The organism is Candidatus Protofrankia datiscae (assembly GCF_000177615.2).
In the GTDB taxonomy this organism is placed as follows: Bacteria; Actinomycetota; Actinomycetes; order Frankiales; family Frankiaceae; genus Protofrankia; species Protofrankia coriariae.
The window spans coordinates 4,810,390-4,831,063 of sequence record NC_015656.1; the positions used below are offsets into that span (position 1 = coordinate 4,810,390).

A 20,674-nucleotide genomic window follows, 5' to 3' on the forward strand; every position below is an offset into this window, starting at 1 on the left:
TCCCAGCCTGCAGCGTCTCATCCCGCATTTCGCGCCACGATCGTCGTCGGTCCTCTCGGTACCGCGCCCGGTGCCCGGATCGTCACCTCACCCCGCGTCCGGATCCCCGCCTCCGGAAACATCTGTGGTCGCAGGGGTGTCCGTGGCCGCGGGCTCCAGCAGCCTGCGCAGCAGGCGCGCCTGCCCGGGCGGCAGAGCCGCGGCGAAATGGCCCAGTGCCGCGTCGGGGTCGCCCGCCCGCTGAAGTGCCGCGAGCATCTGGGCGGCGGCGTGTTCCTCCTGGCGCCGGGTCGGGTGATACATCCAGAGCCGACGGACTCGGACCCGCTCGACATGCCCCTTGCCGATGAGACGGGCGAGCGTGGTGGCTATGGTGCTGTGCGCGAGTTCCCCACCCAGCTCCCGCTGGATGTCGCCGGTGCTCACCGGTGCGCGCGCCGCCCAGACAACCGCGAGGACCGCAGCCTCCAACTGACCGGGCTGGCGCCGGGCTGCCGGACCATCGGCAGCTGGCGGCTGGTGCTCGCCGCCATCTCGTGAGGCGTCATCTAGTGGGGTGTCATCCTGTGAGGCGTCGCCTCGCGGAGCGTCGCCTCGTGGGGCGGGTTCAGGGCCCAGAGTAGTCAACACGGACCGTCCTTGGATGCGTGAAGGGCGTGTCGGCGGCATGATCCGCCGAAGTGACAGTGGCGGGCGCGAGTGGCCGGTGTGTCGGTCGCGACAGGCACGCACCGATGCGCCACACCGCGCGGCTCGGAGGCATCGAGGGAAACCGCCGGCGTTGGAAACCGCCGGCGTTGAGGAGCCTGCCGGCGCGTGGCATACGGACAGTGAGCTGGCAGACGGACGCGAGCAGCAGGCGCGGCCGTGGACGGCGGCATCATCCGGTCGTCGGATCAGCCTCCTCGACGGAAGACGACGTCGACGGATCAACGTGCCGGCGGCGGCTGTGCCGGCCCCGAGCACCCGAAAAACGATCTGCTTTGTCGGGTGTGGTGCCGCCGGCCCCCGCCGTGACGGCCACACCGCCACGGGCCGGGCTAGCGGGGCAGGCGACCGCCGGACCCGGCCAACGCTCATCTCACGGCCGGTGGATGGCTCCCGGCGGGCCCCGGCGGGCCATCGCATACCTGAGAGTCCCGGCCGCTGAAGACGCCACGGAGGAACCGCGTGGCTGGGCCAGGCGCACACCGTGGCCGGCAGAGACGCTCCGGCCGGGCAGCGCCGCCGGGAGCAGGACCGACAGCACGGCGTGAACGATGCGGGTGACGAGCGCTCGGGCACGACCGGCAGCAGCGGCGCACAGCACGCCGGCCCGCCGTCCGGGCCGCCTGGCCGTGGCCGACACCCGCGAAAGCGCGGCCGGGCCATCTGCCCGGGCACAGCTTTGCACCATGTGCCGTGGCCCACCCGTCTGTAGTCGGTTGCATCGCCCGGGTAGCCGGGTCATATGTGGTCGTGTGACATATGTAGTCGCCCGTGGTCGCCCGCGTCATCCGCGGGAAAATCTGGTGGAGAACCTCACGCCTCGCTGGTACGCCACGTCACCATTCCGGCCGGAATCCATGGTTACGTCGACAAATGATTACCAGGCGCGAGCATCCTGCCACCCGGAAAAGATTTTATCCGCGAGCGGCGGGACCGGGTGCGCCGAACCGGCCGGAAACCTTTGTGGCCGCCCCCTCAGTATGAACCTGGCGTATTCACGCTGGCGCGGATCGCACACGGCCGCCCCGGCCGCGCCACCGCCAGGCCGCCGCGATCACCCGACCTCGCCCCGGCCAGATAGCAGTGATCGTGCGCCACCGGGCTCACACCGCCGCGGTCGCCAGAGGCCCACAGCCCGACGCGGACCGTGCGGCGGGAGGCCAAACCGCATCCGGACACCCAGCCAACAGGAGATGAACTCTCCTCTATCAACGGATAAGCAACAAGTCGCGAAAGGGTCTAATGCAGGACAACTGGTACCACATGACTGGCACCGAACGACTGGCACCGGGCTACCGACACCGGGCTACCGGCACCGGCCGGCTGGTACCGGACGACTAGTACCGGACGGCTGGCGCCGCCCGACTGGCACTATTCGACTGGTATCGGCCGACTGGGACCGTTTCGACCGGCCGGGGTCCCGGTGCCGTCGCGGTCCGGGCCACGACGTCCGCCAGGGGCGGCGGCGGCATGCGGGCGACGACGCGCACCAGGGACCGCCTGGGCGTGGACCACCCGGACAGCAGATCCGAAAAAGCACTCAGGGGATCTCAGGCGGCACGCAACTGGGCGGTCCGCACCAGCGCGTCACATGTTTCCTCGGTACGCGTCACATCAACTCCCAGGGATGCCACAAAGGCATTCAACGTCTCCTGTACGGTGACCGCCGACTCGTGCGCGGGCACCGGGCAGTCGAGCTCCAGGAACATACCCAGTCCGTCGAGTTCGTCCACATAGAGCGACATGTTGCCCAGGCGCGCCGTTCGCCGGATCTTGGCCACCCGTACCGTGGGACAGAAACCCATGTTCAGGATGGCCTGATGCATCTGATCACGATCGGCGACCTCGGTCTCGAACGAGACGTACGCCTGGGCGTTGACCGTGGGCTGTTTCAATGTGAAAAAATGACGGTTGTTTATGGTACGCAGCCGCGGGAAGGACACCCCCAGCCGACTGTCCTCGAAGGTCCAACGATCAGGGGCGTACGCCTGGTCGTCCTGAAAGAACGGCTCACCCAACTCGATGTCTCGCGCCTTGAGGCTCAGGAAGAGCGCCTCCCGGTCCCACACGTGGAACTTGACCTTAACCTCACGCACACAAGCCTCCCCATCGTCTACCCGGCGATCCCCCGAGGCGACAACCTGACACATAACCAACCAACCAGAAGTGACGCCCACCGCCAAAGCTATAGTTCAATGGCGCTTAGTTAAGCGGCCCGAGCGAGCATGATCTTCGGTGATTGATCATGCTTGGTGCCGGTGTCTGTTGGGCTTTTGACTCGGTAGGCGTTGTGTCGGCCTCGTCTGATGGTGCGTGGGTACGTGCGGTGGAGGCGCACGGGGTTAAGCCGTTCGGTGATCTCTGTGAAGGTTTCCCGGAGCGCGTGCGTGTGGTCCTCAGGGGGAAAAATCCGCCTGGTCGGTGACCTGGCGGCGGACGACGCGTAGTGATCGCATGAAGGATAGCCTGTCCGGGTCGACGTCGGCTTCGTCGGCGGCCTCGCACATGAGACATCGGATTGCGTAGTGGCTGAGGAGCAGCGCCCAGATCTCTTGTTCCACCAGGTCCGGGAGTTTCGAGCGTAGGACGCGGGCTTCGCCCCGCTGGTGTGTCTTAATCTCATCGAAGATGTTTTCGATTTCCCAGCGCTCGTGATAGGCCGTGGCGAGTTCCACCGCTGGTATGTCGGTCTGGTTGAGGATATTGGTGATGAGGCAGATCAGTTCTCCGGTTCCGGATCCTGTGCGGTCAGGCACCGTGTATTCGATGACGCGGACGGGTGTCGCGGAGTCCTCGGGAAAGTCGCGGCCGGCGCGGGCGTCGGCGATGATCTGGTTCCGCTGTTTCCCTCTGATTTTCGGGTTGACGATGATAGAGAGGTAGGAGCTGTCGGGAAGGGACCGGATGACCGGTAGCGTGAGATCGGATTTGACTCGCCAGAGCAGGTCCGCGCCGGTGTCGAGCGCCTGCTGCCAGAGGTCGAAGCTGTAGAAGTAACGGTCGGCGGTGAGGAGCATCCCGGGTTCGCAGGCGTCGAGCAGGGTGGCGGCGAGAGCACGTTCGTCGCTGGCACGGGGACCGACCGCGGCGGAGACGATCGCGTGCGTGCCGCATTCGGCGAGCGCGACGACGTGGACCTGGGGCAGAGCGCTGGCCTTGTGTCCGTTGGTGGACCGCCCGAACCTGGCCACGTTCTCGGGGGTGTCTGCGGCGTCGAGGAAGAACCCGTCGATCGCCATCAGCCGCCGGGAACGCAGCCAAGTGCCCTTGGTACCCAGCCCCGCGACCGGCACAGCGACACGTTCGAACAGGACCTTCAGGGGGGCGGCACCGAGCCTGATCCGTGCCTGCGAGATCGCCCCGGTGGTCGGGACTTTCCAGTCACCCTGCCAGTTCCCCAGCCATCTCAACGCACCGGCGAGTTTACGCATGACTTCTTCGTAGTCATCGTCGAAGAACAGGCACATCGTCATGGTGAAGTACACCATGACCCGGGCTGGCAGCAGCCTGGTACGCCGTTCCTGCCGCTTCGTTTCCACCAGTACCTCTTCGACGAGGTCCCGGGGAACGATTCTGGCGAGCACACCGATCGAGATGCGGTCGGTCAGCCGGTCGTTGTCAACGGCTGGCAATTCAACTACCTGGCGAAGGCGCACCACATCTGGATTCTATCTGCCGACCGGCCGAAATCGCGGCATGAGCACTCCGCCGCCTACTGATCGACGTTGAGGAACGTGACTGGATGCCGTGTTCAGAAGTTGATCGATGCGGGATCGGGCGTTGGCGTGTCGGGATGGACGGACGCCCCTCCAGTCTAATTGAGCGGCATTGGGCTAGAGCCGGCCGCGGCAGACGTGGCCGCCCTCCTTGATCATATCGCCGATGAGGACAGCGACTGGCGCGGTTACCTGACAACCGGCCAGCCCGAACTTCACGGGTCTGTGTTGGCCGGGTCCCGGGATATTTCGGCCAGAATCAACCAGCTGTCCGCCTCCGTTGCCGGTCTCGGACGGCTGCCCGACCTTGTGCGGCAGGTGACGGAAGCGTACGGGGTATGGAGCTCGCACGCGGATCCAGCGGTGAGCGCCGTGCGTACCGAGAACATGGTGGTCATTCATTCGGCAGAGGCAGCCGCCACGAGGAACTCAAGCTTTGACACCATGCGTACGCGGGTGGCCACGATACAGCAGGAAATTTTACGTCACCAGGATCAGCTGTCGACTCAGGCCGGCGGGGCCGGCTGGCAGTTGCTCGCCGGTGCGCTGGGCGCCGTGTTCCTGGGTTTTCTGGTCGTCGCTGTGCTGGTCGTCGCTGTGCTGGTCGTCGGTGTCCGGCGGTCGGTCCTCACGCCGCTACGTGGGCTGTTGCGCGCGGTCGGAGAACTTGCCCGTGGCGGTTACGACCGGGCCGTGCTGCGCAACGGCCCGGCTGAAATGGCCGAGCTCGGAGAGGGGCTGGACGCGATGCGTCTGCGCGTGTTGGCCGCGATCGGCCAGCAGGGACCGACGGTGGCGGCGCTGCGGGACGCGCTGACCGCGTCCGTGACCGAAATCCCGGGCATGCGGATCGCAGGCCGGATCATCCCGGCGGAGGGCCTGCTCGCCGGCGACTGGTACGACACCTTCGAGCTGCCCGATGGTCGTCTCGGGTTCACCGTGGGGGACGCGGCGGGGCACGGGCCGGTGGCCGGCGTGCACGCGCTGCTGGTCAAGCAGCTTCTCGCGGCCGCGCTGCTCACCGAGGCAACCCCGGACGAGGCGATCCAACAGGTGCAGCGATGCCTCGGTGACACCGGTGAGATGTTCGCGACCGCGTTCGTCGCAATAGTAGATCTTGAAACCGGACTTGTCGAGTACGCCAACGCCGGGCACCCATGGCCGGTGATCGTCCGAAATCCGGGCGGCGGACGGGGTGCGGCCGTGGACGAGGCGAGGGCGGGCGGTGTGGAGCCGGGCGACGCGGATTCGGATGGTGCGGATCCGGATGTGGAAAGGGAAGCCCTGGCTGTCGGAGACGGCCTGGACGCGAGAGGAGGTGGAAAAAACGAAGCCGGAAGGGCGGGGTTTGTGACTCTGGCGCCGACAGGCCCCCTCGTCGCAGCCATCCTGCCCGACGGCAGCGGCACGTGGCGGACCGAGCGGGCCCTCCTGGCGCCGGGGGACGTCCTGTGCGCCTACAGCGACGGCATCACCGAGGCGCGCGGCCCGGCTGGGAACCAGTTCGGTTTCCGACGGCTGGCCGACGAGCTGACGCGCCTTCCCGGCAGGGATCCCGACGCCCTCGTCAGTGATCTCTTCACGGCTGTCGCGCTGCATTCCCGTGGCTGCGTGGCGGACGACCAGATTGCGGTCGCGGTGGGCCGTAGCGTGTCCGACATCATTGCCGCTCCGGCGCAGCGCCCGGACGGAGCCGTTTATCCGGTGGGAGATACCGTCACCCTGCCGAGAAATATCACCGCCGCGTCCGAGTAGACGGTCCGGGGCAGCCTCGCATCGGTTCTTCGGCGTGGTCCGGGTAGAACGGGCGAGCACGTCACGGGCGTGGCCGGGCAGCGACTGGCTGACTCCCGGCGATCGGCCGCATCATGACAAAGCGGTATTCGACGCGTCCGGTCAGTTCAGTGCGAATATTCGGAAGGTGAGCACCGTCTGTGCCGCTCCGTACGGAATGCATATACGCAGGGCGCCCGGGCGGGGTGTGGAATTCTTGGATCGATCATTCCAGGGGGCTCGTCGGTGTTGGCTTACTTCCGTTAGTGTGTCTGAGGTATGGACGACCAGGAGACAGGGAAGATTTCCACGGGTGTGCCGGATTCCGCCGCATCCGCGTCCCTGCCGGGTGACTTCTCCGCGGAGCCGATGAGAGAGATGGCCTTCCCAGCAGTTGCCCGCCTGGAACTCGACGAGTTGCTCGCCCAGCTCGTCGACCGGGCGCAGGATGTCATCGAGACGCAGAGCAGGCTGCGCGGCCTGCTGCGAGCCACCCGGACGGTCATCGCCGACCTCAGCCTGGAGGTGGTGCTGCGCCGCATCGTGGAGGAGGCCTGTCAGCTGGTCGACGCCCGGTACGGCGCTCTGGGGGTGATCGCCAGGGAAGGGCATCTCGAGCAGTTCATCCACGTCGGCATGGAGCCGTCCCTGGTCGAGAAGATCGGACAGCTGCCGCGGGGGCAGGGGGTGCTGGGCCTGCTTACCGCGCAGCCACAGCCACTTCGCCTGAACGACATCGCGACGAACCCCCGGGCCGTCGGTTTCCCGGCGAACCACCCGCCCATGCAGACCTTCCTCGGTGTTCCGATCAGGGTCCGCAGCGAGGTTTTCGGCAACCTCTATCTCACGGAGAAGCGCAACGGCCGGACGTTCACGGCCGAGGACGAGGAACTCGTCCTGGCGCTGGCCGCGAGCGCCGGGATCGCCATCGACAACGCCCGGCTGTTCGATCAGGCGCAACGTCGCCAGCGGTGGCTGCAGGCCTCGGCGGACATCACCCGTCACGTGCTTGGTGACGGCGAGCGACCGCTGAACATGATCGTCAGTCGTGCCCGGGAGCTCGCCGGCGCGGACGTGGCCGCGATACTCCTCAGCGGGGGGCCCTCGTCGCACCTGACCGTAGAGGTTGCCGACGGTGACGACGCCGGTGTCCTGCAGGGCAGGATAATCCCCATGGACGGCTCGTTGGGAGGCAAGGCGGTGCGGACGTGCGCACCTTTGCTCGTCTCGGACGCCGCGGCCGAGGCCAGCGGTAACGATCCCTACGCGCATGGGATCGGCCCGCTGATGATCGTCCCGTTGGCCGGCTCCCAGGTGGCCAACGGAGCGGTGGTGCTCGGTCGGCGGCACGGCGCCACGCCATTCACGGACAGTGATCTCGATATGGCCGCGGCGTTCGCCGGGCATGTGGCGACGGCTCTCGAGATCACCCAGGCACGGGCCGCCCGAGAACGGATCGTCGTCCTGGAGGATCGGGACCGGATCGCTCGTGACCTGCACGACCACGTCATGCAGCGGCTGTATGCCGTCGCGCTCGGCATGCAGGGACTGGCCGCCGCTGAGGAGCGGCCAGGGCAGGCCCGTCGGATGGCCACGTACGTGGAGGATCTGGACGTGACGATCCGTGAGATCCGGTCGACCGTCTTCGAGCTGCGGGGCCGGCGGACGACGGCTGGCTCCGGCCTGCGGGCGCGGGTCGCCTCCGTCGTCGACGCGGTGAGCGACGCCTTCGGCTTCGCGCCGTACCTGCGGTTCGAAGGCCCGCTGGACACGGCGGTGGACGCGGCGGCCGGTGAGCATCTGCTCGCCGTGGTGCGGGAGGGCCTGTCGAACGCGGCCCGGCACGCCCGTGCCAGCAGCGTCGAGGTCATCGTAAGGGTTACCGGGGGCCAGCTCAGCGCGGACGTGATCGACAACGGCGTGGGTATTGGGAACACGGAGCGTCGTAGCGGGCTTGCGAACATACGCAGCCGAGCCGAAGATCTCGGCGGTACCTTCGACCTCTCCGCGGGGCCCGAAGGTGGTACCCACCTGTGCTGGTCCGTGCCCCTGGCCTGAGTGACCCGCGGCTCCCAGCGCGGCCGGTGGAGCCAGCCGGAACTCACCTGCTGTCACCAGGTCCGTTCGCGCGGTGTACGTTCGGGCAGGACACGTGAGTTGTCCGGGACGGTTCGTCCCGTCCGGGGAGCGTCATTCGGCGGGGTCGTGGGCCGGAGGTCCGTATGGCGGGGTCCGAACGGCCCGTCCCCGAGGAAACCTCCGACGGTCGTTTCTACTTCCCTCCCGGCCCAGGATGGACATCGGGCGGCGGCGCCGTGCCTGCGCCCGGTCCTGTACCGGTCGGCTGGTCCGACTGGTCCGGATGAGCGCTGTCACACCTGCCGTCGCGACATGTTCTGATGTTGGAGGTGTCATGACCGTCGATGACCGGACGACAGTGTCGGGGCGTACGGGTCCGCACGCACGTCCGTACATATACCTCGAGGTCGGACGCCCTGAGCTCGACGGCTCGCGGGAGCTCGACGGCTCGCGGTTCACCGATGAGCAGCTCACCAACAGGCAGTTCACCAGGGCGGTGCTCTCCGGCCTGGAGACGGTCGAGACGCACAGCGCGACGCTGTACTTCTCCGGCGACCGCGTCTTCAAGGTGAAGAAGCCGCTGGATCTGGGTTTCCTCGACTTCCGCACCCGACAGGCGAGGGAGGCGGCCTGCCGGGCCGAGGTCGAACTCAACCGCCGCCTCGCCCCCGACGTCTATCTCGGCATGGCGGACATCCACGACAACGCCGGCACGCTGGTGGACCACATGGTCGTGATGCGGCGGATGCCCGCGAACCGGCGCCTGTCCAGCATGATCTCCATGGGTCGGCGGGTGGACGGGCAGCTGCGCGCGCTCGCCCGGCTGCTCGCCGCCTTCCACCAGCGCTGCCCGACCTCCCCCGAGATCGCCGAGGCGGGCAGCCCGGCCACCCTCGATGGACTGTGGCAGGAGAGCCTGACCGGGATCGCGCCGTTCAGCGGGATGTTGATCGATTCGAGTGTCATCGACGAACTCGGCCGGCTCGCCCCCCGCTACCTCGCCGGCCGGGCGGCGCTGCTGGCCGAGCGCCAGCGCGCCGGCTGGATCCGGGACGGGCACGGCGACCTGCTCGCGGACGACATCTACTGCCTCGACGACGGCCCACGGGTACTCGACTGCATCGAGTTCGACCGCCGGCTGCGGGTCGGGGACGTGCTCGGCGACATCGCCTTCCTCGCTATGGACCTGGAGCGCCTTGGCGCCGCCGACGCCGCCGAGAGGTTCCTGACCTGGTACGGGGAGTTCGCGGGGGAGAAGCATCCGCCGTCGCTGCGGCATCTCTACATCGCTTACCGGGCGCTGGTGCGGGCCAAGGTCTCCTGCATCCGGGCCCGTCAGGGCGCGCCGGAGGCCGCCCGGCAGGCGCGCCGGCTCGCCAGGATCGCGCTGTTGCACCTGCGTCGCGGCCGGGTCCGACTCGTCCTCATCGGCGGCCTGCCCGGCACCGGCAAGTCCACCCTGGCCGGCAGGCTCGTCGACACCGAGGACGGCTGGGTGCTGCTGCGCTCCGACGTCGTCCGCAAGGAACTGGCCGGCCTGCCCGCCGACACGCAGATCCCCGCCGGCCTGTTCGAGGGGCACTACGACGCCCAGACGACCGACGCCACCTACACCGAACTGCTGCGCCGGGCCCGCCACGCTCTGGAACGAGGTGAGAGCGTCGTGCTTGACGCGTCGTGGTCCACGGCTGCGCACCGCGCCGCGGCCGCCGCCCTCGCCGAGCAGACCAGCAGTGACCTCGTCGAACTGCGCTGCGTCACCTCGCCGGAGGTGGCCGCCGCCCGGATCGCCCGCCGTGCCGCCGCCGGGGAGGACCCTTCCGACGCCACCCTCGCCGTCCACCAGGCGATGGCGGCCCGCGCCCAGCCGTGGCCGACCGCCAGCGTCATCCAGACGGCGGTGCCGATCAGCGAGGCAGTCCTGGCTGTCCAACGCCGCGTGAACGCGCCATGAGAGCGCGCTGCGCGTAGCGCCCCCGCGTACGCGGTTCGTCCGCGTCGACGAGGCGGCGGTGGGCCTATTTCTGGGCGGCCTGTTGTTGCCCGTTCTGCTGCCCCTGGAGTTTCGTGGCGTAAACCGCCGCCTGGGTACGGCTGGTCAGCTCGAGCTTGTCGAGGATCGCCGACACGTAGTTCTTCACCGTCTTGTCGGACAGGTGGATCCTGGACGCGATCTGCCGGTTGGTCAGCCCTTCGGCGATCAGTAGCAGAATCTCCCGTTCCCGCTCGCTGAGCGTCGCCAACCTGCTGTCCTCGGCGGGGCCCTCCCGCAGCCGGGCCAGCACCTTCTGCGTGACGGCCGGGTCCAGCAGGGAGCGCCCCGAGGCGATGGTGTGGATCGCGCCGACGAGATCCGTACCTTTGATCTGCTTGAGCAGGTAGCCGGCCGCGCCCGCCATGATCGAGGCGAACAGGGCGTCGTCGTCGTCGTACGACGTCAGGATCAGACAGCCGACCTGCGGATGCGCGGAGCGGATGTCCCGGCACACGTCGATACCGCTGCCGTCCTCCAACCGCGCGTCCAGCAGCGCGACCTGCGGGTTGGACGCGGGTATGCGGCGCAACGCCTCGCTCACGCTCGACGCCTCGCCGACGACCCGGATTTCCCCGGTGTCCTCCAGTACCTCCCGGATGCCACGCCGGACGATCTCGTGATCATCCAGAAGAAATACCCGTACCGGATCCATGGCGGAGCACACTACCTGCAGGTGCCACCGTTTACCATTCGGACTGCCCTGGCGCTGCCAGGATCCCCGCGGTCTCGGATCCCACGGTTTTTCCGGTTTCCAACGGGCGGCATTCGCCCGTTGTCAGGCCGGACATGTCCCGGCATTCACGGATTCTTGCCGACAGGTCTCCAACGGCCCCCGGACGGACCGTCGGCCCTGAGCGAACCGTCCGCCGTGACAGCCGTTGACAGCCAGGCCGGCCGCCAGCCGGCACCGGGCCGGCCGCCAGCCATCACGGAAGATCGCCGCGAGTTTGTCGTTGTGTACGCCTACGGCGCCAAAAGGCGTACACAACGACAAACTCGCCTGGATCATGCCTCGGATGGCCGGCTCGGCGCTCGCCCGCTCACGGACTCCGCCAGCCCGGGGCTTCTCGTTACTGGCGGAGTTTCTTCAGGCGCTGGCCCAGGTCGATCAAGGTGCTGGACAGCGCCTCCACGAACGATGAGCCGATCTTTGAGGCGCTTTCGCGGACCGTCGGGTCCTTCGCCGCCTGGCCAGCCGCGGAATAGGCCCGGTCCAGGGTCGCGCGGAGCTCGGCGAGTGCCTCGTCGACCCCCCTGCGGTCGAACGGACGCTCGCCGACGACGTCGTCGAAGTGCGCCTTCACCTGTTGCCCCAGCGTGGTGAGACTGTTTGCCACGTCATCCCAGGCTGTCTTCGTGTCGGTCATGCGGTCGCTCCCTTCTCACCTGTATCTTGCAGCATTTCCCAGCCCGCTCCCCGCAACCACCTGGGACGGGACCCCGACCGGGCAACCAGACCCCGATCGGACCTCAACCGGACAACACGCCGGACAACACCGGCGCCGATCAGACAGCCGGGCAGCGGTCAGACGTAGCGGAGCGTCAGCGAAACCGCGTAGCTGGGCGCTGGTCGGACACAGCCGGATACCGGTCGGAAAACCACGAAGGATGCGGGCGGCCTCCGGAACGGGCGGCCTCCGGCGTGGCTGCGCGGCTCCGTCTGCCTACCCGGGCCGGTGTGTCACGCGGGGCGGGCGGGACGACGCGCCGGCCGGGCACTCGATGCGCTGCCGTCCCCGTCCGGATCGGCGATGACGTAGCCCATGCCGCTGGGGGTGCGGTCGCCGACGCCCGCGTAGCAGGCGAAACGGGCAAGGGCGTCGATGGCGCCGCGCGTCCGCGGCGGAACGTCCGCCGGCGCGGCGAGCTGGTAGCGGACGAACCCGACGCAGCCACGGCGTTTCGGCGCCCCGATCTTGATGACGTACTCGGTGGTGAAAAGGCGCGTGTCGACGAGCTCCAGGTGATCGCCGATCGCGGCCTCGACGTCGGCGGGTAACGGCGCGACGGACGGCGCCCAGCGCAGCCACCGGGCGGCCAGCGTGCCGAACACCCGTTCGGGCTCGGGCAGGATGCGCTGGCGGCGCGCGCCGTCACCGCGTCCAGTGGCGAAACTGACCGGTGTGACCAGTCCGAACGCCCACGACGTCGCCGGGGAGGCGGTGGCGGCGGCGAGCAGGTCCGGGTAGGGCTCGGCTTGGACGAACTCGACCGCTTCGGTCCTGTAGTCGGTGGAGCCGAAACGCCACCGGTCACGGTTGCGCAGAGCGCCGAACATCGAGCCGATGATGTCGTCGAACAGAATCCCGACCTCGAAACGGACGGTCACCGACGACCGGTTGGGAGCACGCTGGTGTTCGTCGAGAAGCGGGGTGACGGCGAACGGCCGCGCCGGTGGGCCGCCTGGGGAGCCGTCGTGCAGCCAGGCGCTGGCCTCGGGCGAGAGCTCCTCACGGACGGCCGCGAGCATGGCGGCATTGACCGCCGGCCCCGTGTCCGGCGGCGGCAGCGCCCCCGGCGACACCGGCCTGACAGCCACGACAACACGAGCGGGCACAGCTCACCCTCCACATCCTCCGCCGTCCACCTGCTGATCTTACAGCTTTATCCGTTTTTATCCCTTTATCTACTCTTCCACGTCTTTCGTGTGATACTCCCGTGCCAGGGGTTCTTCGCGTGGCACAGCCCCGAGGCTCGATCCGGATCTCCACGGTAGGCCGCCTGGGCAGGCGCGCCACCCTCCGGGCCCGCCCACCTGGCAGGGCGCCCGGCGCGGTCCACCTCCATCCCACCCCGACAAGGCGACTCACTCATCCCTGACGGACGATGGAGAGGTGAGGCACACGCACCCGCAGGCCGCGGCACAAACCACCCTCGCTGTCAAACGATCAAATCATGATCGTTGTCTGAAACCTCCGACACACCGAAAAAACGGGGGGGTTCTGGCAAAGATCTAAAACTCCGTGACCTGCGAAAACGTAAACGATTAAGAATTTTCACCCAGTTATCCACAGCCTCTCTCGGGAGGTTCTGGAACGATCTTGCAAACCCCCGGCTCAGACCCCCCAGGATCCGTGGTACGGGCGCACCGCCCCAACTTTCCGCACCGGATTGAAACCCGCCGCGAGCAGGACTGCCAGCAATTACTCGACGTCGCACCGCCCCAATTTTTCGTGTCGGATTGAAACTCGTAGTAGTCGTTGCCCACGTCGTAGTGGGTGGTCGCAGTGCTTCAACTTTCCATGTCGGATTGCAACTTCACGCGGGTACCTCTCTCTTGTCGAGGAGTAGGTTGCAGCGCCCCAGCCTTCCGTGTCGGATGGCGCATGGCAAGGCACCTGACAGTGCGGGCACCCAGGCCATCTGCCAGTTCCTGCGGCGTCGATATGATCTTCCTCTTGTTGATGAGGGGATCGAGGAGTTCGGCTATGCGCGGTGGCCCTATCTGGATGGTAGGCGGGTGTTAATTCTTGTCGCCATGGGTAGGGATCCGGTGCACGGTGACGAGCCACCGACGCCGCGTCTGGATGAGCTCATCGCTCAGGCACGGAAAGAGGGTGTCAAACCGATAATTCGGATCATCGTTTCCGATGATACCGAACCTGTTGACCGGCTGTGGGAGGTCAAGGCCCCGGTGCAGGACGTCGACTGCCGAGTCCTGCTGAAATGTGGTATCGATTTCGACGATCTCGCTGTCATTCGCCTGGACGTCTGGGACGAACTCGATACCGAAGGCGGCCTTGACACGGTTGATGAAGTGTAACTGGTCAGGTCTGGTAGATCGTTTGTTTTTGGTTTCCCGGCTGGCTGGGACTCCTCGATGGCCTGAAGGCCCGGGTCGTTGGTGCTGTGTGGTTGATCGGGCCGTAGGGTCCGGGTGTGTCGGATGGTCCGCCCGCGTCGCCGCCGGTGCCGTCGTATGACGAGCTCGCGGCGCTGGTGGTGAGTCTGCGGGCGCAGCTGGTCGAGACCGCTGCGGCGTTGGAACAGGCGCGGGTGCGGATCGCCGAGCTGGAAGCTCAGGTCGCGAAGAACTCGCGGAACTCGGCGAAGCCACCGAGTTCGGACGGGCTGGCGAAACCGCCACCGAAGTCGCTGCGGAAGAAGACCGGCCGCAGGCCCGGTGGGCAGGGCGGGCATCCGGGATCGACGCTGCGGATGCTCGCTGAGCCTGATGTGCGCCTGCGGCATGAGCCGGGGCCGTGTGCGGGGTGCGGGGCGGGGCTTGCGGGCCGGCCTGTGACCCGGACCGAACGGCGGCAGGTGTTCGACCTGCCCGAACTACGTCCGCATGTGGTCGAACATCAGCTCATCGAGCGGGAGTGCGGCTGCGGGACGCGGACGAAGGCGGCGGCACCGGCCGGGGTGGACGCGCCGGTGCAGTACGGGCCGCGGGTGGCCGCGGCGGTGGTCTACCTGTATTCCGGTCAGTTCCTGTCGCAGGAGCGGACCGCGACCGCGCTGGCCGAGCTGGTTGGGATCCCGATCTCGGCGGGCACGGTCGGTGCGATGACCGCCCGTGCCGCCGCCGGACTCGACGGCTTCCGTGACACCGTCCGGGGTCTGCTGGCCGCCGCCGACGTGATCGGGGCCGATGAGACGGGGCTGCGGGTCGCCGGGAAACTGCACTGGGTGCACTGCGCCCGCACCGACAAGTACACGCTGATCGACTGCCATGCCACCCGCGGCAGCGGCGGGATCGACGCCCTCGGGGTGCTTCCCGCCTTCGGTGGGGTGGTGGTCCACGACGCCTGGGCCCCCTACGACAGCTACACCGGCGCCACCCACCAGCTGTGCGTCGCTCACGTGCTGCGCGAACTACAGGCCGTCGTCGACGCGGCCCCGACGGGAACCTGGTGCTGGGCCGCCCAGGCAGGCGACGCGCTCGTCGCCCTGCACCGCCTCGCCGTCGACGCCGCCACTACCGGCGTCACCATCGACGAGCAGGCACCGGCCACCCAGACCCGGCAGCTGCGCCACGCCGCTCACATCGGGATCAGCCAGACCTCGCCGCGCGGCACGAAACTCATGGCCGCCCGCCATGCCCTGGCCTGCCGGCTCGTCGACCGCGAAGCCGACTACCTTCGGTTCACCCGCGACTGGCGGGTTCCCGCGGACAACAACGGCTCCGAACGCGACATCCGCATGATCAAACTACGGCAGAAGGTATCCGGCTGCCTACGCACGCTCACCGGCGCCCGCCAGTTCTGCGCGATCCGCAGCTACCTGTCCACCGCCACCAAACACGGCATCAGCCTGTTCGACGCTCTCGTCCAACTTGCCGAGGGCCGTCCCTGGATGCCCGCGATCAGCTAACTCAAGATCAAAAACTACCTGACTAGTTACGGCTCATTCACCACAGCAACTCGTGGCGGTTTGACACCAGCACTGGAGTGATCCCGCTTCCGTGGACAGCGAACCTGAGGTTCGCTGTCCATAGGGAAGGAGCGTCATGGGGTCAGCTCGCCGGAAGTTCACCCAGGAGTACAAATCCGAGGCAGTAAGGTTGGTGCTCGACTCGGGCCGGTCGGTGACCGAGGTCGCGAAGAGTCTGGGTATCCACGAGACCACGTTGGGAAACTGGGTGAAGAAGGCGAAGGAGAACGGCGAGACCGAGGAGCGGCCGCTGTCGGTGTCGGAGCGCGCGGAACTTGAGGAGCTCCGGAAGAAGTACGCGCAGGCGCAGATGGACATCGCCTTCCTAAAAAAAGCGGCGAGCTTCTTCGCGAGCGAGCAGAAGTAAAGTTCGAGTTCATCTCGATACACGCTCCGAAGAAGCCTGTGTCCGCCGACGGCGCGAACACCTTTCCCGTCGACTACATGTGCAAGAAACTCGACGTGTCCCGACAGGGCTACTATGCGTGGAAGAAACGCGGCCCGTCTCGGAGGGAGAAGGACGACGCCACCTTGTCGACCATGATCAGAGCTGTTTTCGACCGTCACGAGGGGCGGTACGGCGTGCGGCGGATCTTCCACGAGATCCGCCGCCAGGGCGTCGCCGTCGCCTACAAGCGGGTCCAGCGGCTGATGGCGACGATGGGCCTGGTCAGCGTGCATCCGCGTCCCCGCCGGCCGGTGACGACGGTGCAGGCCGCGGACTCCTCATCGCTGCCTGATCTTGTCGGCCAAGACTTCGCCGCGTCCGCACCGAACCAGTTGTGGTACGGCGACATAACATATATTCGCACCTGGGATGGCTGGGTGTACATGGCCTCCGTCATCGACGCGTTCTCTCGGAAGATCGTCGGCTGGGCGGTCGCCGATCACATGCGCACCGAACTCGTTCTCGACGCGCTTCGTATGGCCGTCACCCGCCGGCGGCCACCCGGCGGCGTCATATTCCACGCCGACCGAGGCGGTCAGTACACCAGCCGTGAGTTCGTCGCCTTCTGTCGCGACAACAACGTCCGAAACTCCGTCGGCCGTACCGGGATCTGTTTCGACAACGCCGCGGCGGAGTCCTTCTGGGCCACCCTCAAGAAGGAGTTCGTCCACCTCCACCCGTTCGATACCATAGACCGCGTCCGGGCGGGGATCTTCGAATATGTCGAGATCTACTACAACCGGCAGCGGTTGCACTCCTCGATCGGCTATCTCACGCCTGTCGAGTTCGAGGAAGAATTTGACGGACAAACACTTCGTGCTGCATAGTTAGGACTGTCCACGAAAGTGGGAACCCTCCACTCGTCCAACTTGCCGAGGGCCGTCCCTGGATGCCCGCGATCAGCTAACTCAAGGTCAAAAACTACCTGACTAGTTACGATGAAGTCCGCATCGCTGTGGGGCCAGGGCCGAAGCCGCAGGCTCTTGCGCTCCTGCTGGCTGGCATGGAATGGGCGCTGTGGGCTGCTTGCCCGGTCCGTCTGGTTGAGCTGCGGCAGAAGATGCAGAATCCCGTGGCGGCCTTGGACAGCACGATTGTGGATGTCGACCAGGACGCGATTCTCAACCATGTCGCTGGTGACGCCGAGCTCGCCGAGGTCGCTGCTTCCGCGCTTGAGAATCTGGACATCAGTGCAGCGGCGGCACTCCTCGAGCGGGGATCGCGCCGGCTGCGTCCGCTCGCGGACCAGGTGCGAAGGCTTTCACTTGTTCCGGTGTATTGGGTGCAATCGGCTCGTGCCGACACGGGAAGTGGAACGTATCAGGCATGGCTGGATTCCATCGGAATTACTAATCACGATCACGCGCCGTTGCTTCTCCTGCGAGATCGGCTCCGGCTGGTGGAAACACTGGCGGACAGCGATGCCTGGGGGTGCGCCATGCGGGCAGCCGCTCTATGTGAAGGAACGCTGCGTGACGGGAGATTGGACAGGCGCGGTGAGTACGGGTGGTACACCTTGTGCGATCCGAAAAAACCGCAGCATATCCCTGCAGCTACCAGGCTCGCTGGCTACCGTAACGCTAGCCCGGCCTCGCATGGGAAGGAAAAGGCCGCGCGAACGGGCCGGGCTGTCGTTCCCCCGTCCGCGAAGGAGTTACGGGAGTGCCTGCGCGGCCTGCGCAGGGGGCTTGGCAGGCAGGTGACAGTCGACGGCGCGGGGCTGCCGGATACCTGGGACGACGCGCTCGTAGACGAGCTCAGCCGGCTGCGCGGCGAGCTTCGGGCGTTCACCGTGCCCGCCTGACCGTGGGCGGCGCCTGACCGCGGGACAGCGCTGGGTCAGGGGCGGTGCCAGGTCTGGGGGTCGGCGGTGAGCTGTTCGCCGCTGGCCATGTTCTTGACCTCGTGCGGCTTGCCGTCCTCGAACGGCGGGAACCAGACGAACGGGATGCCCTTGCGCGACGCGTAGCGGATCTGTTTCCCCAGTTTGTCGGCCTCGTGGTAGGTCTCGACGTTGTAGCCGCGGGCGCGCAGGTGTGCGGCCGCGGCCCTCGCCTCGGCCCGGCGGGCGTCGCTGGGGAGCACCACCAGGATGTCGCTGGGGCAGCTGGCGGCGGTTTCCAGGCGTCCCTCCGCCAGGAGCTTGGCGAAGATCCGGGTGAGCCCGATGGATATCCCGACGCCGGGCAGGTGACGGCGGATGAACGACCCGGCGAGGTCGGCGTAGCGGCCGCCCGAGCAGATGCTGCCGTAGTCCGGCCAGTCGACGAACTTTCCCTCGTAGACGGTGCCGGTGTAGTAGTCCAGGCCGCGGGCGATGGACAGGTCCGCCACGATGCTGCCGGCGGGCAGGTCGGAGAGCTCGTCGAGGACGAACGACAGTTCGTCCAGGCCCTCGTCCAGCAGGTCGGAGGTGACGCCGAGCCGGCGGATGTCGTCGGCCACCCCGGCGTCGCCGCCGCGGATGTGGGCGAGGTCCAGACAGGCCGTGATCTGCTCGGGGGTGAGCCCGAGCGTGCTGGCGAGCAGTTTCTCGACGCCGGCGGTGCCTATCTTGTCCAGCTTGTCCGCGACCCGGGTGACGCCGAGCGGGTCGTCGATGCCGAGCCCGGCGTAGAAGCCCTGCAGCACCTTCCGGTTGTTGATGTTGATCGACCAGGCGGGGACGCCGAGCCCGGTGAGGATCTCGTGGACGATCCGGGGGAGTTCGGCGTCGAAGTACAGCGGGACGCGGTCGACGTTGATGACGTCGATGTCACACTGGGTAAATTCGCGGTAGCGGCCTTCCTGCGGGCGCTCGCCGCGCCAGACCCGCTGCACCTGGTAGCGCTTGAACGGGAAGACTAGGTCGTTGAAGTGCTGCGCGACGTACCGGGCGAACGGCACGGTGAGGTCGAAGTGCAGGCCGAGCCGGGCGTCGCCGTCGTCACCGTCATCGGCCTGCAACCGGCGCAGGGTGTAGACCTCCTGTGAGGTCTCCCCCTTAGCGAGCAGCACGTCGAGGGCTTCGACGGACGGGGTTTCGACCGAACAGAAACCGTAGCGCTCGAAGGCCCGGCGGATCTCGTCGAGCCAGCGCAGCTCGACCAGTCGCACCTCGGGCAGCCACTCGGGGAATCCGCTGACCGGCGCGGGCCGGACGAGCTGCTCGTTGCTCATAGCGGAAACGTTCTCCTCTCGAGGACTACCTGACGTCGTGCACCGGATACGGTGGGGCACCGCATGTACGTCCCGGCCGGCTGGTCGGGATGCGTCTGAATCCAGCATGACCCGCCGGCCGTACCGTATCCCTTGCGCCACGACGTAGGGACGGACGTCGTGGCGCACCACGCGGCGCCGGCTGCGCGCTGGCCCGATGCCGGTTCCGCGTCGGCACGGTGTCGGTTCCGCTCTGGCGCTGTGCCGGTGGCCGCCGGGCTACGGCAGCTTGGGCAGGCCGAAGTGCTCGCGGATCTCGCTCTGGACGTCGACGGCCGGACGCCGGGCGTCGATGACCGCCACGTACTCCTTGCGCTGGAAGATCTCCATCACCGGCCTGGTCCTGGCGTGGTATTCACGCAGGCGGACCTCGAGCGCCTCGGGGTTGTCGTCCGAGCGGGTCAGCAGTTGGCCGCCGCAGACGTCGCAGGTGTCCGCCACCCGGGGGCGGCTGGCGATGAGGTTGTAGTCCAGCCCGCATCGGGAGCACAGGCGTCTGGCCAGCACCCGTCGGTAGACCTCCTCGTCCGGCAGGTCCAGGTAGATCACTCCGTCGATGTCGTAGCTTTCCAGGAAGAATTCGGCCTGCCGGGCGTTACGGGGGAAACCGTCGATGACGAAACCGTAGTTCCAGTCGTGACTGGCGAGCCTGTCCCGGACCACCGACTCGACCAGGTCGTCACCGACCAGATGGCCGCTGGCGACGATGCGTTTGACCTGGGCGCCCAGTTTGGTATGGCTCTGCACGTTCCAGCGAAAAATGTCACCCACGCTGATATGGACGAGATCAAGGTCGTCGGCGAGCATTTTCGCCTGCGTGCCCTTGCCGCTGCCCTGCACGCCCATGACGACGAACTTGCGCATACCCACCTCCGACTACCAGAAATCTCCGGTCCCCAAGGATTCCCCGTTACGTGCGATGTTCTCCCCACGGCCCGGCCGCGGGCCGGCGCGGTGCCGTCCCGTTGGTCCGCGGGTCGGCGCCGTGTCGTCGGTGCGGTCCGTCCCGCCCTGGCGCTGCTCGGCCCGCCCGGTGGCAGGCTGCGGCGCGGTGATGAGGCGGCCGGTTCGGACGCCGACCGGCGGACGCGCGCGGGAGCGTTCCAGCCGCGCCGGGAGCCGTGCCGCCCGCAGTCCTGGTTCGCTCGACAAAGCGCCGTTCCTGTTCCCTGCCGTTTGTTTCTGGCCGCTTTGTTCCCAGCCGCCGCCCGCCGGCCCCGCGCCGACCGGAACGAGGCCCGACCGTACCAGTGCCCGTCCGGGCCGGGAGGTACGCACCCGGGAAATCTTCGTACTCGCCGGTGAAACGGCGCAAAATGACCTTTTCGATGTTCCCGGTGC

16 protein-coding genes are annotated in these 20,674 nt (G+C 67.4%); 8 read left to right on the forward strand and 8 right to left on the reverse strand.

The genetic code is table 11. The annotated features are described in order from the left end of the window. Positions 1-87 precede the first annotated feature (87 nt). The 3 genes from FSYMDG_RS26490 to FSYMDG_RS20265 form a co-directional block, all read right to left on the reverse strand. Positions 88-471 carry a BlaI/MecI/CopY family transcriptional regulator gene (locus tag FSYMDG_RS26490; protein WP_050803600.1) on the reverse strand — a complete coding sequence of 128 codons (384 nt, stop codon included), beginning with the start codon at positions 469-471 and terminating at the stop codon, positions 88-90. Positions 472-2,258: 1,787 nt separating this feature from the next. Next, entirely contained in the window at positions 2,259-2,804 is a 546-nt protein-coding gene (locus FSYMDG_RS20260; protein WP_013875259.1) for a class IV adenylate cyclase, read from the reverse strand. 300 nt (positions 2,805-3,104) lie between these two features. Continuing rightward, positions 3,105-4,367 carry an IS4 family transposase gene (locus tag FSYMDG_RS20265; RefSeq protein ID WP_013872077.1) on the reverse strand — a complete coding sequence of 421 codons (1,263 nt, stop codon included), beginning with the start codon at positions 4,365-4,367 and terminating at the stop codon, positions 3,105-3,107. Between the two features lie 159 nt (positions 4,368-4,526). Here FSYMDG_RS20265 and FSYMDG_RS23470 point away from each other — a divergent pair, with 159 nt between their 5' ends. The 3 genes from FSYMDG_RS23470 (at position 4,527) to FSYMDG_RS20280 (ending at position 10,230) form a co-directional block, all read left to right on the forward strand. Continuing rightward, the gene (locus tag FSYMDG_RS23470; RefSeq protein WP_083828372.1) at positions 4,527-6,179 is read left to right on the forward strand and encodes a SpoIIE family protein phosphatase; all 1,653 of its coding nucleotides are present in this window, start codon (positions 4,527-4,529) and stop codon (positions 6,177-6,179) included. Positions 6,180-6,476: 297 nt separating this feature from the next. Beyond that, on the forward strand, positions 6,477-8,255 hold the full coding sequence (locus tag FSYMDG_RS20275; RefSeq protein WP_013875262.1) for a sensor histidine kinase: 1,779 nt from the start codon (positions 6,477-6,479) through the stop codon (positions 8,253-8,255). 355 nt (positions 8,256-8,610) lie between these two features. Beyond that, positions 8,611-10,230, forward strand: a complete 1,620-nt coding sequence (locus FSYMDG_RS20280; RefSeq protein ID WP_013875263.1) for an AAA family ATPase — start codon at positions 8,611-8,613, stop codon at positions 10,228-10,230. 64 nt (positions 10,231-10,294) lie between these two features. Here FSYMDG_RS20280 and FSYMDG_RS20285 read toward each other — a convergent pair whose 3' ends face one another. The 3 genes from FSYMDG_RS20285 to cas6 all read right to left on the reverse strand — a co-directional run bounded on the left by FSYMDG_RS20285 (position 10,295) and on the right by cas6 (position 12,868). Then, a complete protein-coding gene (locus FSYMDG_RS20285) occupies positions 10,295-10,963 on the reverse strand; it encodes a response regulator (RefSeq protein ID WP_013875264.1) in 669 nt (222 codons plus the stop codon). 418 nt (positions 10,964-11,381) lie between these two features. Continuing rightward, positions 11,382-11,678 (reverse strand): hypothetical protein, encoded by a 297-nt coding sequence (locus tag FSYMDG_RS20290; RefSeq protein ID WP_013875265.1) that lies wholly within the window; start codon positions 11,676-11,678, stop codon positions 11,382-11,384. A 314-nt stretch (positions 11,679-11,992) separates the two neighbouring features. Continuing rightward, positions 11,993-12,868, reverse strand: coding sequence for a CRISPR system precrRNA processing endoribonuclease RAMP protein Cas6 (gene cas6, locus FSYMDG_RS20295; RefSeq protein WP_013875266.1), 876 nt, complete (start codon positions 12,866-12,868; stop codon positions 11,993-11,995). Positions 12,869-13,630: 762 nt separating this feature from the next. Here cas6 and FSYMDG_RS26495 point away from each other — a divergent pair. From FSYMDG_RS26495 to FSYMDG_RS20320, 5 genes are all read left to right on the forward strand, one after another. Further along, positions 13,631-14,074, forward strand: coding sequence for a hypothetical protein (locus FSYMDG_RS26495; protein WP_131772882.1), 444 nt, complete (start codon positions 13,631-13,633; stop codon positions 14,072-14,074). Between the two features lie 116 nt (positions 14,075-14,190). After that, the gene (tnpC, locus tag FSYMDG_RS20305) at positions 14,191-15,627 is read left to right on the forward strand and encodes an IS66 family transposase (protein ID WP_013871651.1); all 1,437 of its coding nucleotides are present in this window, start codon (positions 14,191-14,193) and stop codon (positions 15,625-15,627) included. Positions 15,628-15,763: 136 nt separating this feature from the next. After that, complete coding sequence (locus FSYMDG_RS28875; RefSeq protein ID WP_043602641.1) at positions 15,764-16,054, forward strand: transposase; 291 nt, start codon at positions 15,764-15,766, stop codon at positions 16,052-16,054. Positions 16,055-16,071: 17 nt separating this feature from the next. Beyond that, positions 16,072-16,962, forward strand: a complete 891-nt coding sequence (locus FSYMDG_RS20315) for an IS3 family transposase (RefSeq protein WP_237703101.1) — start codon at positions 16,072-16,074, stop codon at positions 16,960-16,962. A gap of 176 nt (positions 16,963-17,138) precedes the next feature. Then, entirely contained in the window at positions 17,139-17,939 is an 801-nt protein-coding gene (locus FSYMDG_RS20320; RefSeq protein ID WP_013875268.1) for a hypothetical protein, read from the forward strand. Between the two features lie 35 nt (positions 17,940-17,974). On the opposite strand, the gene hisS is transcribed toward FSYMDG_RS20320, so the two are convergent. Further along, complete coding sequence (gene hisS, locus FSYMDG_RS20325) at positions 17,975-19,294, reverse strand: histidine--tRNA ligase (RefSeq protein WP_013875269.1); 1,320 nt, start codon at positions 19,292-19,294, stop codon at positions 17,975-17,977. Between the two features lie 258 nt (positions 19,295-19,552). Beyond that, on the reverse strand, positions 19,553-20,197 hold the full coding sequence (locus FSYMDG_RS20330) for an adenylate kinase family protein (protein ID WP_013875270.1): 645 nt from the start codon (positions 20,195-20,197) through the stop codon (positions 19,553-19,555). Positions 20,198-20,674 lie beyond the last annotated feature (477 nt).

What these genes read in the sequence shown, in the direction of transcription:
- FSYMDG_RS20330 (WP_013875270.1), bottom strand. Translation starts at nt 20,197, where the DNA reads ATGCGCAAGTTCGTCGTCATGGGCGTGCAGGGCAGCGGCAAGGGCACG.
- FSYMDG_RS28875 (WP_043602641.1), top strand. Translation starts at nt 15,764, where the DNA reads ATGGGGTCAGCTCGCCGGAAGTTCACCCAGGAGTACAAATCCGAGGCA.
- FSYMDG_RS20320 (WP_013875268.1), top strand. Translation starts at nt 17,139, where the DNA reads ATGGAATGGGCGCTGTGGGCTGCTTGCCCGGTCCGTCTGGTTGAGCTG.
- FSYMDG_RS26495 (WP_131772882.1), top strand. Translation starts at nt 13,631, where the DNA reads ATGGCGCATGGCAAGGCACCTGACAGTGCGGGCACCCAGGCCATCTGC.
- FSYMDG_RS20290 (WP_013875265.1), bottom strand. Translation starts at nt 11,678, where the DNA reads ATGACCGACACGAAGACAGCCTGGGATGACGTGGCAAACAGTCTCACC.
- FSYMDG_RS20275 (WP_013875262.1), top strand. Translation starts at nt 6,477, where the DNA reads ATGGACGACCAGGAGACAGGGAAGATTTCCACGGGTGTGCCGGATTCC.
- FSYMDG_RS20285 (WP_013875264.1), bottom strand. Translation starts at nt 10,963, where the DNA reads ATGGATCCGGTACGGGTATTTCTTCTGGATGATCACGAGATCGTCCGG.
- hisS (WP_013875269.1), bottom strand. Translation starts at nt 19,294, where the DNA reads ATGAGCAACGAGCAGCTCGTCCGGCCCGCGCCGGTCAGCGGATTCCCC.
- FSYMDG_RS20280 (WP_013875263.1), top strand. Translation starts at nt 8,611, where the DNA reads ATGACCGTCGATGACCGGACGACAGTGTCGGGGCGTACGGGTCCGCAC.